Source organism: Rhizobium sp. KDH_Rht_773_N (genome assembly GCF_052946295.1).
The window spans coordinates 355,549-370,402 of the sequence record NZ_JBRFNB010000002.1 but is presented as its reverse complement, the minus strand read 5'-3'; the positions used below and the strand labels follow the sequence as shown (position 1 = coordinate 370,402).

The 14,854-nt window shown below is 61.2% G+C and carries 12 protein-coding genes and 1 pseudogene; 7 read left to right on the top strand and 6 right to left on the bottom strand.

Annotated features, from left to right (window positions below; all coding sequences use genetic code 11):
- Positions 1-87: 87 nt before the first annotated feature.
- Genes ACU8HS_RS23640 through ACU8HS_RS23625 form a run of 4 tightly spaced genes read right to left on the bottom strand, consistent with a single transcriptional unit; the run spans position 88 to position 4,142 of the window.
- Positions 88-1,464 (bottom strand): LLM class flavin-dependent oxidoreductase, encoded by a 1,377-nt coding sequence (locus ACU8HS_RS23640; RefSeq protein WP_112755149.1) that lies wholly within the window; start codon positions 1,462-1,464, stop codon positions 88-90.
- A gap of 20 nt (positions 1,465-1,484) precedes the next feature.
- Entirely contained in the window at positions 1,485-2,225 is a 741-nt protein-coding gene (locus ACU8HS_RS23635) for an ABC transporter ATP-binding protein (protein WP_112755151.1), read from the bottom strand.
- A complete protein-coding gene (locus tag ACU8HS_RS23630) occupies positions 2,201-3,079 on the bottom strand; it encodes an ABC transporter permease (protein WP_447016332.1) in 879 nt (292 codons plus the stop codon). The genes ACU8HS_RS23635 and ACU8HS_RS23630 overlap by 25 nt, the downstream gene beginning before the upstream one ends.
- Positions 3,080-3,116: 37 nt before the next feature.
- Positions 3,117-4,142: an ABC transporter substrate-binding protein gene (locus ACU8HS_RS23625; protein ID WP_447016331.1), complete on the bottom strand. Its 1,026-nt coding sequence runs from the start codon at positions 4,140-4,142 to the stop codon at positions 3,117-3,119.
- A 425-nt stretch (positions 4,143-4,567) separates the two neighbouring features.
- Between ACU8HS_RS23625 and ACU8HS_RS23620 the strand changes: the two genes are divergently transcribed.
- Together ACU8HS_RS23620 and ACU8HS_RS23615 are read left to right on the top strand one after the other, a co-directional pair.
- Positions 4,568-5,551, top strand: a complete 984-nt coding sequence (locus ACU8HS_RS23620) for a PAS domain-containing protein (protein ID WP_447016330.1) — start codon at positions 4,568-4,570, stop codon at positions 5,549-5,551.
- Positions 5,552-5,635: 84 nt separating this feature from the next.
- Positions 5,636-6,142, top strand: a complete 507-nt coding sequence (locus tag ACU8HS_RS23615) for a diguanylate cyclase domain-containing protein (RefSeq protein WP_447016329.1) — start codon at positions 5,636-5,638, stop codon at positions 6,140-6,142.
- Between the two features lie 8 nt (positions 6,143-6,150).
- Here the strand turns inward: ACU8HS_RS23615 and ACU8HS_RS23610 are convergent, their stop codons facing one another.
- On the bottom strand, positions 6,151-7,020 hold the full coding sequence (locus ACU8HS_RS23610; RefSeq protein ID WP_112758268.1) for a LysR substrate-binding domain-containing protein: 870 nt from the start codon (positions 7,018-7,020) through the stop codon (positions 6,151-6,153).
- 143 nt (positions 7,021-7,163) lie between these two features.
- Here ACU8HS_RS23610 and ACU8HS_RS23605 point away from each other — a divergent pair, with 143 nt between their 5' ends.
- Positions 7,164-8,021, top strand: a complete 858-nt coding sequence (locus ACU8HS_RS23605) for an urea carboxylase-associated family protein (protein ID WP_447016328.1) — start codon at positions 7,164-7,166, stop codon at positions 8,019-8,021.
- Between the two features lie 34 nt (positions 8,022-8,055).
- Here ACU8HS_RS23605 and ACU8HS_RS23600 read toward each other — a convergent pair.
- A pseudogene (locus ACU8HS_RS23600) lies at positions 8,056-8,307 on the bottom strand (MOFRL family protein); the annotation flags it as partial.
- A gap of 537 nt (positions 8,308-8,844) precedes the next feature.
- On the opposite strand from ACU8HS_RS23600, the gene cas3 reads away from it, so the two are divergent.
- The 4 genes from cas3 to cas7c all read left to right on the top strand — a co-directional run bounded on the left by cas3 (position 8,845) and on the right by cas7c (position 14,853).
- A complete protein-coding gene (gene cas3, locus ACU8HS_RS23595; RefSeq protein WP_447016327.1) occupies positions 8,845-11,133 on the top strand; it encodes a CRISPR-associated helicase Cas3' in 2,289 nt (762 codons plus the stop codon).
- A gap of 305 nt (positions 11,134-11,438) precedes the next feature.
- Positions 11,439-12,137 carry a type I-C CRISPR-associated protein Cas5c gene (gene cas5c, locus ACU8HS_RS23590; protein WP_447016326.1) on the top strand — a complete coding sequence of 233 codons (699 nt, stop codon included), beginning with the start codon at positions 11,439-11,441 and terminating at the stop codon, positions 12,135-12,137.
- Complete coding sequence (cas8c, locus tag ACU8HS_RS23585; RefSeq protein ID WP_447016325.1) at positions 12,134-13,894, top strand: type I-C CRISPR-associated protein Cas8c/Csd1; 1,761 nt, start codon at positions 12,134-12,136, stop codon at positions 13,892-13,894. The genes cas5c and cas8c overlap by 4 nt, the downstream gene beginning before the upstream one ends.
- On the top strand, positions 13,891-14,853 hold the full coding sequence (gene cas7c, locus ACU8HS_RS23580) for a type I-C CRISPR-associated protein Cas7/Csd2 (RefSeq protein WP_447016324.1): 963 nt from the start codon (positions 13,891-13,893) through the stop codon (positions 14,851-14,853). Before cas8c ends, cas7c begins: the two co-directional genes overlap by 4 nt.
- The last annotated feature ends 1 nt before the right edge of the window (position 14,854 follow it).

The following is a 14,854-nucleotide window of genomic DNA, read 5'->3' as shown; positions in this document are numbered from 1 at the left end:
GCCTGCGGTTGTCTGTGATCGGATTGTCAGGGATGGGACGGCCGGGTCTTCCAGCAAACCCGGCCACTCCCTATCTCTTTCGGCGGATTACCCGACCGCCCGGGTCGCTTCGTCGCGTCGGGCCTTGAGCGCCAGGCCATTCGGCGGGCGACGGAGGCCGAGATTTTCGCGCAGTGTCGTGCCCTCGTATTCCTCGCGGAAAAGGCCCCGCTTGCGCAGGATCGGCACGACCTGATCGACAAAATCCGTCAGCCCCGTCGGCAGGATCGGCGGCATGATATTGAAGGCGTCGGCCGCACCATTGTCGAACCATTCCTGCATTGCATCCGCCACCTGTTCCGGCGTGCCGACCACCGTGCGGTGGCCGCGGGCGGTGGCGACCGCCAGGTAGAATTCGCGCAACGTCATGTTGTTGCGCGAGACCAGATCGGTAACAAGCTTGAGGCGGCTCTTGTTGAGCTCGGTATTGTCCGGCAGCGGCGGCGCCGGGTCGTCGAGCGAATAGCCGGAAAGATCGACGCCCTTGTAGTGGCGCTGCAGGATATTCCAGGCGACGGAGGGGTGAACGAGCGACTGGATATAGTCGTAATTCGCCTTGGCTTCCGCCTCCGTGCCGCCAAGAACCGGGAAGATGCCGGGGCTGATCAGCAGGTCGTCCGGGCTGCGGCCGTAGCGGGCAAGACGTCCCTTGACGTCGGAGTAAAATTCCTGAGCGTCTTCCAGTGTCTGGTTGGCGGTAAAGATCATCTCGGCGGTGCGCGCTGCCAGTTCGCGCCCCGGCTCCGAGGCGCCGGCCTGGACGATGACGGGATAGCCCTGGATCGGACGCCCGACATTCAAGGGGCCGCTGACGGTGAAGAACTGTCCCTTGTGGTTTACCTGATGCACCTTGTCGGGGTCGAGGTAGACGCCGCTTTCCTTGTCACGGATGAAGGCGTCGTCCTCGTAGGAATCCCAAAGGCCCTTCACCAGATCGACAAATTCCTCGGCGCGGGCATAACGGTCTGCATGGGCCGGATGACCGGGGATCGAGAAATTCCGGGAGACGTCGGCCCCCGTGGTCACGACGTTCCAGGCCGCGCGCCCCTTGGAAATATAGTCGAGCGAGGCGAATTTGCGGGCAAGCAGATAGGGATCTTCATAGGTGGTCGACGCGGTCGCGACAAAGCCGATACGGCTTGTTACCTGCGAGAGCGCCGCCCATAGCGTGACCGGCTCGAAATGGGCGCCTTGCGCCGTGCGGCGCAGCGCTTCCGGATCTTTCGCCCGTTCCCAGCCGGCCGGACTGTCGGCAACGAAGACGAGATCGAACTTGCCGCGTTCGGCGGTCTGCGCAAGTTCGCGATAGTGATCGATGTTGAGGCCGGCATCGGCCTGGGCATCCGGGTGGCGCCAGGCGGCGACATGATGGCCCGTAGCCATGATGAACGCGCCAAGCCGTATCTGTCTTTTTCGACTAGCCATGATGACGATCTCCGTTGGTTTCAGGCGGCGTGGCGGCCGGGGGCATCGACCCCGAGCCGGCTCAGAAGACGGGTCCGGATCTGCGCGAAGCGCGGATCGCCGTGATCGCGCGGTACCGGCAGGTCAACGCGCAGATCCTCCGCGAACCGTCCCTCGTCGAGCACCAGGATCCGGTCGGCAAGCGAGATGGCCTCATCGACGTCATGGGTGACGAGCAGAACGGCGGGACGGTGTTTCGCGCAAAGTTCCCGCAGGAGGTCATGCATCTTCAGCCGGGTCAGCGCGTCGAGCGCACCGAAGGGTTCGTCGGCCAGCAGCAGCGCCGGCTCCCGCACCAGCGATCGGGCAAGCGCCACCCGCTGCTGTTCGCCGCCGGAAAGCTGGTTCGGCCAGGCGGCTTCCCGTCCCTCGAGACCGACTTCGGCGAGTGCTTTGCGTCCGGCTTCCTGTTCGGTTTTACCGGGCAGGCCGAGCGTGACGTTTTGAATGACCGTGCGCCAGGGCAGGAGGCGGGCGTCCTGAAAGACGACCGAAAGCCTTTCCGGCGTCTCGAGCGTACCGGTTCCCTCGACCTCGTGGTCGAGGCCGGCAAGGGCTTTCAGGAACGTGCTCTTGCCCGATCCGCTTTTTCCGAGCAGGGCCACGAACTCGCCCTCACCGATATCGAGTTCCACGCCGTCCAGGATCGTCTTCGTTGCAAAACGCCGCACGAGATTTTCAACGTGGACGGCAGGCTTCAGTTGGCCAGAGTGCGGCGCCATGACAGGACCCTCCGTTCGATGAGGCGGACGAGGCCGTCCGAGACGAGGCCGAGCAGCACATAGACCACGAGGCCGACGAGGATGACGTCGGTCTGGCCGTAGGTGCGGGCCAGATCGATCATGTAACCGAGGCCGCTGGTGGAGTTGATCTGTTCGACCACGACCAGCGACACCCAGCAGAGCGTGACGGCAAAGCGCAGGCCGAGGAGGAAGCCGGGCAGGGCGCCGGGCAGCACGACCTGGAAGATGAAGTCCTTCTGGCTCATGCGCAGCGTCTCGGCGAGCTCGACATAACGGCTGTCGATGCTGCGCAAGGCATTGTGCGTGTGGATGTAGATGGGGATGATGACGGCAAGCACGATCGTGGTGACCTTCATGCCTTCACCGATCCCGAACCACAGGATGAAAAGCGGGATCAGCGCCAGCGTCGGGATGGCGCGTTTGATCTGGATCGGCCCGTCGATCAGGGCCTCACCGATGCGGGACAGGCCGGCGACGACCGCCAGAGCCGTGCCGATCACGAGACCGATGCTGAGCCCAAGCAGCGCGCGTGTCGCGGACGTGACGAAATTGTCCTGCAGCCGGCCCTCGGCGATCAGCCGTCCGAAGGCCTCGACGACCGTCCAGGGCGCCGAAAGAATGCGCGGGTCGATCCATCCGAATGCCGATCCGGCAACCCAGGCCAGTACCAGCAGGGCTGGGCCGATCTGCAGCCCGAAGGGTATCTCGCGTCCGGGGCCGAGCCTGCGACGGGCGCGGGAAGCTCTTGGCCTTGCGGCGGTTGTCACGCCGGCGCCCAATCGCCGCGATATCGACGATGTCTTGACGTGATCTGCATCCCAGGTGGTTGCCATGTTGCGATCTCCTCTCTTCGCGATGGGACCCGTGCGCTCACTGGCTTCTTGTCAGGGCGCCGGCGGCGATTTTTTCAAAGCGATTGTCGAAGATCTGTTCGACGTCGAAGGGCTTGTAGCCAAGCTCGTCGGCCAACAGGTTGATCGTTTCCTGATGGCGCTTCTTCACATCCGCCCAGCTGTCGGGGATGACCTGGGTGCCTGCGAGCTTGGTGAGAAATTCGGCATCCTCGCGGCTCAGGCCCTGCTGGCCGATGTAATATTCCTTGATCCAGATCTCGGGATTCTGATCGATCCATTCCGTTGCGCGTGCCCAGAGGCGGACATATTCGGCAAGGGCTGCTGCTTTGGCCGGATCGTCGAGCACCCATTGCGGCGCATAGAGATGGGAGGGATCGTCACGCAGGCCGTGCTCGACGAGGCTTGCGCCGTCGGACCCGTACTGGCTGATATAGCGGCGGATATTGACGCCGCCGAGCGGCGCAATATCGACCTGCTTGCTGGCGAGCGCCTTTGGATAGACATCGCCGGTACTCGGCAGTTCGACCAGCGTGGCGTCCTTCTTTGTTAGCCCCGCGGCGTGAAGCGCGCGAAGCACGAGCGTGCCCTGGGCCTGGCCGGGGCTGAAGGCGATGCGCTTGCCGCGGAAATCCGCGAGCGACTTGACCTCGACACCGGGTGCGATGCCGAAGCGGTAAATCGGATTGGCAATCGGGTCCTTGCGTTCGCGATAGGCGATGTTGCGGACGGGAAGATTGTTCCAGGTGGCGAAGATCGACGGGATTTCGGCCACGGAGCCGACATCGAGTGCATGCGCGCGGAACGCTTCGGAGGTCTGCGGGCCGCCGCTGAGATTGGCCCATTTGACCTCGAAAGTGAGTTCCTTGATGAGGCCCGAGACCTCAAGAGCCTTCTGCGTTACCGGATCGCCGATCGTCAGTACCGTCCCCGATGGCACCTTGTCGAGCAGCGGTGCGCTCGTCCCGGCCGCTGCCACGGTGCTGAACATGCCGAGGGAGATGAGGCCGAGCACAGCCGTTCCCAATGTCTTTGCCAATGTCATCGTCGATGTTTCCCGTTTGAGGTTGCATTGTCAGGAAGCGATGACAGGAAGGGTGTCGAATTCTCTATAAAATCTATAGACTATTTATTTCTTTCGTTTGCCGGTTCATGAAAAATCCTACCAATTGTGCCGGCGCGACCGGCTCGCGTCTTGCCGGTTGAGGGCATGGTGACTTCCCATATGGGTGAGAACACGCGCCCTGACGTGTCATGTGATCGTAGCCGGAGCAGTGAAACCGATACGATGCCGAAGCCATTTCGTTGCAGGATATTTTCGCCGGATCGTCTCTTAACTTTCGAGAAACCCTGTTTTGCTTCTGGATGTGTATGAAATTCTCACACTGCGAGACTGGGTTACATTCCTTTACGTTCCGCTGTTAAAGTCACATCCGAAAGATCTGCTGAAGCGACTTGACGGTTGGGCTGATGATGCTTGGTGCCGAGATCCTTGCATTCCTGGAGGCGTGCCCGATGGCGGTGCTCGTTCTCGATGCCGCCGGCCACGTTATTCTTGCCAATCCCGAAGCCAGGCGTTTCCTCCGCCTCGAAGACCGGTTTGACGGCGCCGATATTGCCGAACTCATGCCGGAATGGCCGTTGCTCCCAGGCTTCTCCACCACCGTCATCCACGATCGTTCCGGCCATCGCCGGCCATGCCGTCTGCGGGTGATGAACTGGCCGGCCGGCGCGCAGACGGTCACAGCGGCTTTCCTCGAGCCCGTCGATGACGAGCGTCCGGCAGGTTACGCGGCGCGAGAGGCCAATCTGCGCCTGCGTTATGTCATCGAGATGCTGCCGGAAGCGGTCTGCGTGTTCGACGCCAACGACCGCTATGTGCTCTGGAACCAGAAATATGCCGAGCTTTATGCCGACATAGCCGAGCATCTCAGGCCCGGCGTCGCCTTCGAGGACATTTTGAGGACCAGTCTCGCCGGAGACGGGATGCGCGAGCTCGTCGACGACAAGGAAGCGTGGCTCGCCGCCCGCATGCAGAAATTCCGCCAGCCGGTTTCGCAAGAGGAACAGCAATTGCGGGACGGCCGGTGGTTGCGCCACGACGACAGGCGCACGCCCGACGGCGGCGCGATCGGCATGCGCATCGACATTACCGGCCTCAAGCAGCGGGAAGACTGGCTTCGCCAGCTCTTCGACGCCAATCCCATGCCCATGCTTTTGTGCGATGGCGGCAGCCTCGCCATTCTTCAGGCCAACCGGGCGGCTGTCGATTTCTACGGATTCGAAGCTGCAGCACTGCTGTCGAAGCGAGCATGCGACATGCATGCCGATGGCGAATTTCGGGCATTCGAGAGGGCACTCCTTCGCCTCGACGACGACCGTGATGCGCGCACGATCTGGCGCCAGACCACGCGGGACGGATCGGAGCGTCACGTGCTGATCTATGTGCGTTAGCTTCACGAGGGCGCCGACCATCGGCTGCTGCTGACGGTAGCCGATGTCAGCGACAGAGTTCTTGCCGAGGCTGAAGCCAATCGTTTGGCACATCACGACATTCTCACCGGCCTGCCGAACAGGATGCAATTCTACAAGGCGCTCGAAAAGTCACTCGCATCGAAGGAGCGGGAAAAGGTCATCATCTGCTGCCTGGACCTGGACGGGTTCAAGCCCGTCAACGACACGTTCGGCCATGCCGCCGGTGATGAAGTGCTGAAAAATGTCGCTGCCCGGCTGCTGATGCATGCACGCGGCCATCTCGTCGCTCGCCTTGGGGGCGATGAATTCGCAATCCTCATGGCGGGAGAGGGAGCCGAGGCGACTGATCTTGCCGAGCGCTGCATCGGCGCCTTCGAACAGCCTTTTGTCATCAACGGGCTTGCCATCCGCCTTGGCGTCAGCATCGGCATTGCCACGTCTGAGGGAGCGGACGGCGAAGCGCTCATGCAGGAGGCGGACCGGGCGCTCTATCGCGCCAAGGCCGATGGTCGCAACACCTGGCGCATGGCATCCCGGGATCTGCCTGTGCCGAAGCGGGCCAAGGCCTGATCTGCCCGTCAGCGCTCTTCCTGCCTTGCGCCAAGCAGCCAGTCGCGAAGCGTCCTTGCCTCGCGTGAGAGCCCCTTTGCCTCGATGAGCCAGTAGGCCTTGTCCATGTCGCAGGCCCGCTCGAAAAGGGAAACGAGCGAACCTGCCGCGATCTCCTCCGCAATCAGTGCGGTCGGGCAAAGGCCGACACCCTGGCCGCCGATCAATGAGCCGATCATCAGATTGAAGTCGGCAAAAACCGGCCCGGCCTTCGGCGCGGAACGGATACCGGCGCCGTCGAACCAGCGCGCCCACGCATCGGTCGTCTCGTCGTGCAAGATTTCGCAGGCAAGCAGGTCGGCAGGCTTGTGAAAGGGACCGTGCCGGGCGAGGAATTCCGCCGAACAGGTTGGCCTGGTCTCGGCGTCCAGGAGCTTGATGGCGCCGGAGCCTGGCCGTACGCCGTGGCAGATCAGGAGATCGGCACCTGCCGCTTCCGGCGTCTTGGCATCGAGCGCGTAGACGATGTTGATCCTGATATCCGGATAAGCGGTTCTCAGCCTCGGCAGCTGCGGGATGAGCCATCGCACGGCCATGGAGGGAATGCATGCAACGCTGACGGGGCGGCTGTTTGCCTCAAGCCGCAACTGCCCGGCGGCGACCTCGATATGCCCCAGCGCGTGCGTGACGGCCGCGCCGAATTCCCGGCCTGCGGCCGTCAGCGTCACGCCCCGGCTATGACGCCGAAACAGGGGGATGCGGAGCCAGTTCTCCATTGCCCTCACATGCTGGCTGATGCCGGCAGGCTTCAGGTTCAGCTCGGCAGCCGCTCTGACGAAGCTTTCGTGGCGCGCGGCCGCTTCGAATGCCCGCAAGGATGCGAGGGGAAAGTTTCTCATGCCGGGATGACTAAGCAAAACTTGCCCATAGAGCAAGAATCATCTCGGTTGCCCAAAGGCGCAGCCTCGCTAAGAGTGCCTGCCGATTTAGCGCGTGTCGCGGGGCGAGTACCCGAAGATCGCCAGCGGAGCGGAATATCAGGATGTCGAAGCAGCCGGTCGTGCCCATTCCTTCAGACGCAGCCGAACGGCGGTCGGTACCGCCCGTGGTCGTCTATCCCGTCGAAACGCTGCCTTCCGCCGATCTCGGACTGCTGGAGGCTGCCCGCCAAACGCTGACGAAGGTCGGCGAGGTAATCGTGCCGCCGCGCGAGGCAGCCAGCTTCCACGTTCCGCGGGGGCATTTCTTCCGTATCGTCAGCATCGACGGACCGCAGGTCGGCGATCTCAATCTGTGGAATGCGGCCGATCTCACCGAGCGGTTTTTCAGCGGCAAGACACGGGCCTTGCACGCGACCCATGTCGGTGTCGGCGATCGTCTCTGGAGCACGCTGCCATATCTGCGCCCCATGGCGACCATCACCTATGACAGTCTCGGCTGGTATGGATGGGATGATGACGGCGCCGGCGTCCATGACGTCATCGGCACGCGGTGCGATCCCTATACGAACCGGCTGTTGAAGGGCACGGATTACCATCATTGCTGCCATTCGAACCTGACGCGGGCGCTCGCTGCCGGGAGCGGCCTGCCGCTGGAGCAGGCCGAAATGCATGTGCATGATGTGCTCAACGTCTTCATGTGCACCGGCTTCACCAGGGACACGCACCAGTATTTCATGAAGGCCAGCCCCGTCAGGCCTGGAGATTTCATCGAATTCTTTGCGGAGATCGATCTCCTCGGCGCCCTGTCGGCCTGCCCGGGCGGTGATTGCGGGGCAAGCCATTCCAGCGATGCGGCCGCCTGCTATCCATTGAAGGTCGAGATATGGAAGCCCGATCCCGTGACGCTCGCCAGCTGGACGCCGCCGGAGCCAAATCCCTATCCGAAAACGCATCGCTGAAACGCCGGGCCGCGCCGGCCCTTCAAAGGCGCGCTCACAGGATCAGGATCGCCCTGAAATCATTGACATTGGTACCGGTCGGGCCGGTTTCGAAGAGGTCTCCAATCGCCTTGAAGCCGGAATAACTGTCATTGCCGTCGAGAAGGCGGCGAGGATCGAAGCCGGCGGCGCGCAGCCGTTTGACGGTGCCGCCGTCGGCAAACGCACCGGCGTTGTTTTCCGAACCGTCGATGCCGTCGGTGTCGGCGGCGAGCGCATGGATGGCGCCGTCACCGTCGATCGCCTGTTCCAGCATATTGGCATAGAATTTGTCGTGCAACAATGTAACCACACGACAACGGGCGCGGTTCTCGGTGTCGGCAGTTGAGAGCGCGATCTCGCTGAACTCGTCAGCCACAGCGCGGCTTGCGATGCCTGGTTTCGGGAAAGGTCTTAGAGGCGTTGGAACTGCAGTTGCATTTTTGATTTTGGACGCGCATGACTTGCTGCGGCTTGGTGCGCCCGTTGCCACAACGACCCATACACTGACGGATGAAGGTTCAATGCGCCGTCGTGCGAGGACGGCGCCCGATCGATGAAGGCATGACCACGGCGGGAGACATATGATGCGAAGACGCCGATCTGGGAATTGGTGAACTTGCCCGCCGAACCGGTACGTTGCCGGCCGACACGGAGGCCTAGAGATTCAGGCAATGCACAAAACGCGATTGTAATGTTAGGCCAGTGGCAGCCAGTGCCGGCATGGGCGTGAGGCTGCTCGCCGATACACAAGGGTCTTTTGAGTGGCGTTTCGCTTTGGGTAGGATGCGGTAAGGGGAACTCTATGAAATTTTACGCACATTCCGGCAAAGCCGGCGACGCGCGCGACTGGCAATTGCTCAAAGCGCATCTGGAGCAGGTAGCAGCGCTTGCGGCGGGCATGGCCGCCTCGCTCGGGCTTGAGAAAGCGGCCTATCTGGCAGGGCTGTTCCACGATCTCGGCAAATATACAGGCGCGTTCCAGAAACGTTTGACCGGTGCGACTATCTCGGTCGATCATTCGACGGCGGGCGGCTGGCAGGCATTACAGGCGATCGGCGCAGCGGATCGCCATATGGCGGAACTGATTGCCTATGTCATCCTCGGTCATCACGCCGGTCTTCCGGACATGCGCGGCAGTGAGGCATCGTTAACGGACCGTATCGCCGGTTTTGACGAGACGACCCTCGATTCGGTCTGGAAAACCGAACTGACCGCTGATCTTTCCGGTCTCGCGCCGGCCTTTTCCTGGGACAAGGACCGTCTGGCCTTCCAGCTGGCGTTTTGCGGGCGAATGCTGTTCTCGTGTCTGGTGGACGCCGATTTCAAGGATACCGAACGGTTCTATGCAGAACTCGAAGGGCGGGACGCCGACCGGAACTGGCAGCCGCTGCAAGCGCTTCTGCCGGCCTTTCTCGCCGGCTTCGAGGACCATATCGCGGCTAAGGGTGAGGCTGTCACCGAGCTGAACCGACTGCGGGCCGACATCCTCTCCCATGTCCGCGCAAGAGCGGTGGCAAAGCCCGGCCTGTTCACCCTGACCGTACCGACCGGCGGCGGCAAGACGCTGGCGTCGCTGGCCTTCGCGCTGGACCATGCCCGGCTGCATGGACACAACCGGATCATTTACGCCATCGCTTTCACTTCGATCATCGACCAGACGGCGGCGATCTTCCGCGACATTCTCGGCGAAGATCACGTGCTCGAACATCATTCGGCAATCGACGAGGAGAAGTCCGACACAAGGGAAAGGCACGAGAGTCGCGATAAGCTGAAGCTCGCCATGGAAGACTGGGCGGCGCCGGTCGTCGTTACCACCAATGTACAGCTTTTCGAAAGCCTGTTCGCGGCCAAGACCTCGCGGGCGCGAAAGCTGCACAATATCGCGGGATCGGTAATCATTCTCGACGAGGCGCAGACCATCCCGCGGCATCTGCTCTCCCCGGCGGTACGTGCGCTGGACGAGTTGGCGCGCAACTACAAATGCACGATCGTGCTCTGCACGGCGACGCAACCGGCACTGGACGAGCGGAATTTCGCCGATGGCAGGCCTGGGACTCCTAAGCATGCGGCTGGATTGAAGCTTGAAGGCCGCGAACTGGCGCCGGATCCGCTCGAGTTGGCTCGCAGGTTGAAGCGGGTGACGATCAGACGCGTGGAAGACATGACGAATGCCGATCTCGTCGCCGCGTTGGATGCCGAGCCGCAGGCCCTCGTGATCGTCAATAGCCGCAAACACGCACTGGAACTGTTTCGTGAGGCCGAGGCGGCGGGACTGGAGGGCATGGTCCACCTGACAACGCGGCAATATGCGGCGCACCGGCGGGGCATCCTGGCGGATGTGCGCGATCGCCTCAACCATGGAAGACCCTGTCGGGTGATCGCCACCAGCCTGATCGAGGCCGGCGTCGATATGGATTTCCCGCGCGTGTGGCGGGCACAGGCGGGGTTGGATTCCATTGCGCAAGCAGCGGGGCGATGCAATCGCGAAGGCAGAAGGCCGGTGGAGGCCAGCATCGTGACGGTGTTTTCCGCACCAGACTACCCGCCGCCATCCGAGATCAAGGGACTGATCGGCGACATGGGGCGGATGGTCGAGAAACACGCAGACGACCTGCTCGCGCCGGCGGCCATCGAAGACTATTTCGGCGAGGTTTATTGGCGTGCGGGCAGGAAGGGGCTGGACAGCAAAGACATCGTCGATCGGTTCAAGATCGACCTCAACGGATTGAGGCCCGGCAGCACAGGCAGCGACTTTCAATATCGAAGCGTGGCTGCGGATTTCCGCATGATCGAAAGCAACATGCTGCCGGTGATCATCGCCCGCGACGCCACTGCGCAGGAGGCTGTGGATAAACTGCGGATAGCCGAAATTCCATCTGGGCGAATTGCGCGAGAATTGCAAACATACGTTGTGCAGGTGACGGAAGCGGCGCGCAGTCTGATGATTGCGAACGGGCATGTGGCATTCCTGAACCCGGAGATTCGCGGCGATCAGTTCGCGATATTACAGACTGACAGCATGTATCGGGAGGATGTTGGGTTGCTGTGGGAGGACGCGGATGATCTCGCCTTGGACAGCCTGATAATTTGACCGCGGCGATGGGCTTGCGCTGAAGACCATCGCCGCACAGAAAAATTGATGTCAGATTTTTGAAGAGAGTTTCGATCCACGCCACCGAAAAGGAGGCGACGGATAGGCAACTATATGGGTTCAAGCAGCAGTTCAATTTCGATTTTGAGCGGGCCAATTCTCACCCGGAGGGCATATCGACGGTGGCGCATAAAATGCTTCTCCTCGTTTCGCTAGCACATACTAGATCCAGAAATTCGGTTGTCAACCAGCGCAGATTTTTGTAGAGAGAAGTAATAGAATTTCGCGATGAGGGGAGTTAGATCTTGCCTTATGGAATCCGCCTAAAAATCTCAGGCGATTACGCCCTGTTCACGCGGCCGGAAATGAAGGTCGAGCGGGTCAGTTACGATGTTCCGACGCCCTCGGCGATCCGCGGCATACTCGAAGCGATCCATTGGAAGCCGGCGATCCGCTGGGTTGTCGATGTCATCCATGTTCTGGAGCCGATCCGTTTTCAGTCCATCCGCCGCAACGAGGTGGGTGGCAAGGCGCCGGCGGGCAAGATCAAGAGCGCCATGCGGCGCGGCGATCTGGAGGATCTGCAATTGCTGGTCGACGAGGACCGCCAGCAGCGCGCGTCCACCGTTCTCGTCAAGCCGGCCTATGTGATCGAGGCGCATTTCGAATTGACAGAAAAGGCCGGACCGGATGACAGCGAGGGCAAACATCTCGACATATTCAATCGGCGCGCTGAGCGCGGCCAGTGTTTCAACCAGCCTTGCCTCGGCACGCGGGAGTTCGCTGCCCATTTCGAACTGTTGCCGCCGAATGAGCCGCTGCCGGAGCCGAAACCCGAGCACAGAACGGCAAGCCTCGGCTATGGCGAGCCGCGAGATCTCGGCTTCATGCTGTGGGACATCGATCATCAGGCCAGGGGCCGCCCCTCAATGTTCTTCCGCGCCGTGCTCAGGGATGGCGTCGTCCGCATTCCGCCGCCCCATTCACCGGAGATCCGCCGATGAGCATTCTCGCTTCGCTGGCAAGGGCTTATGACCGGCTGCCCGATGCATCCCCGTTTGGGTTCTCGACGGAAAAGATTGGTGTCCTGGTCTCGCTGAATGCCGACGGCAGCGTCGCGAGCGTCTCCGACATCCGCGATGTGAGCGGCAAGAAAAAGACTGCCCGGATGATGCTCGTGCCGCAACCGGTGAAGCGCACTGCCGGCATCGCACCGAATTTTCTCTGGGACAAGACATCCTACGTGCTTGGTGTGACGGCGGGCGAGGGCAAGCGAACGGCCGATGAGCATGCTGCCTTCGTTTCGCGCCATGAAACTGATCTCGCCGGCACGGAGGATGCGGGGCTCAAGGCGCTGCTGTTGTTCCTGCGCAACTGGACTACGGATCAGTTTGTCCCGCCGCTGTGGCAGGAGGACATGAAGGACCAGAACGTCGTCTTTTCTCTCGAAGACGATCGCCGGCTAGATGTCCGCCTTCATGATCGACCGGCGGCAAGGGATCTCTGGGCAAGTCTGTCGGCCAAGGACAATATTGAAGATCAGATTTGCCTTGTCACAGGACAACCCGGCCCGATAGCGCGGCTGCATCCCTCTATCAAGGGTGTCTGGGGCGCACAGTCGTCCGGGGCGGCACTCGTTTCCTTCAATCTCGACGCCTTCACATCCTACGGCCATGAGCAGGGAGATAACGCGCCTGTCTCGGAACTGGCCGCAGCCAAATACACCACCGCTCTCAACCGTTTCCTCGAACGCGACAGCGGCCATCGCATCCAGATCGGTGATGCGTCAACGGTGTTCTGGGCCGATGCCTCGCAAGCGCATTCGGAGGCAGCTGGGGTGGCCGAGCAGCTTTTCGGGCTGATGCTGGAAGGACCGGCAACCGGCATCGATGAGAACATGCAGGCAGACAAGGTCGGCGATATTCTTCAGAAAATCCGGGAAGGGCGGCAGGTCGCAAGCTTTGCACCGGATCTGGCGGAAGGGGTTCGCTTCTACGTGCTCGGTCTGGCACCCAATGCAGCCCGCCTGTCGATCCGTTTCTATTTCGAGGACGATTTCGGTGTGCTCGCGAAAAACTACCAGCAATATATCGCCGATATGCAGATCGAACCGCCACCGCGCGAGGGTTATCCGCCGCTATGGCGCTACCTCGGTGAAACTGCGGTTTTGGGAAAACGTGAAAACGTGGCGCCTAATCTGGCGGGCGAATGGATGCGCGCCATCCTTGCCGGAACCCGCTATCCGCTGACGTTGATGGCGGCCGTGTTGACCCGCATTCGCGCCGATGGCGAGATCAACGCACTTCGCGTCGGCATCCTGAAGGCACTTCTGGTTCGCAACTTCAAAACGGAGGCTCCCGTGGCGCTTGACCCGGACAGCAGGAATAAAGGCTATTTGCTCGGGCGATTGTTTGCCACTTACGAGCAGATTCAGACGGCAGCGCTTGGCGCGAAGGTCAATGCCACCATCAAGGACAAATTTTACGGCTCGGCCTCCGCACAACCTCGCAAGGTCTTCGCAATGCTGGAGACCGGTTCTGCCAACCATCTTTCGAAGATCGGCAAGCAATCGCCTGGCCGGAAGATCAATCTCGAGAAACAGGTCAGCGAAATCATGGCTGTCATGAGCCCGGAAGACGACCCGTTTCCGACGTCGCTTTCCGCCGAGGAGCAGGCTCTGTTCGGTCTCGGTTATTACCACCAACGCAGCGAATTTTTTAAGTCCAGGAAAACCGAGGTTTCAGGGGAGACCGCAGAATGACCACGCTTGCCAACCGTTATGATTTCGTTCTGATCTTCGACGTGACCAATGGCAATCCGAACGGCGATCCCGACGCTGGCAACCTGCCGCGTCTCGATCCGGAAACCAACAAGGGCCTTGTCTCCGACGTTAGCCTCAAGCGCAAGATCCGCAACTACGTGGAGCTTGCCCGCGAGAAGCAGGACGGGTTTCACATCTACGTTCAGGAAGGCGCGATCCTCAACGAAAAGCACCGTCAGGCCTACAAGGCGCTACGACCGGATGACCCGAAGGTCGGCAGGGAAACCAAGCTCAATCCCAAGGACGATGCAGAGGCCGGACAACTGCGTGATTTCATGTGCCGCAATTTCTTCGATGTGCGCACCTTCGGCGCGGTCATGTCCACCGGCATCAACGCCGGCCAGGTCAAGGGTCCGGTACAGATGACCTTTGCCACCTCGGTCGAGCCGATCATGCCGTTGGAAATCTCGATCACCCGTATGGCAGCCACCAACGAGGCGGAAAAGAAGCAGAAGGCTGAGGGTGATGACAGCGACGATCGTACCGACAATCGCACCATGGGCCGCAAGCATATCGTGCCCTATGGCCTTTATGTCGCGCACGGCTTCATTTCGGCCAAGTTCGCCGAGCGCACCGGCTTTTCGGAAAGTGATCTGGACCTCTTGTTCGAGGCACTCGGCACCATGTTCGAACATGACCGTGCTGCCGCCCGCGGCGAGATGACCACCCGCAGGCTGATCGTCTTCAAACACGAGAACCCGCTCGGCAACGCGCCGGCCGGACAGCTGTTCGACCGCGTGAAGATCGGCCGCAATATCGACGGCAAATTCCGCGAGATCGACGACAAGGGGCTCGGCAACATGCCGCCGGCACGCAAGTTTGGCGACTACATTATCGAGGTCAATGAGACCGGCCTGAAGGAAAAAGGCATCGACGTGCTTTATCCCTGTGAAATCTGAC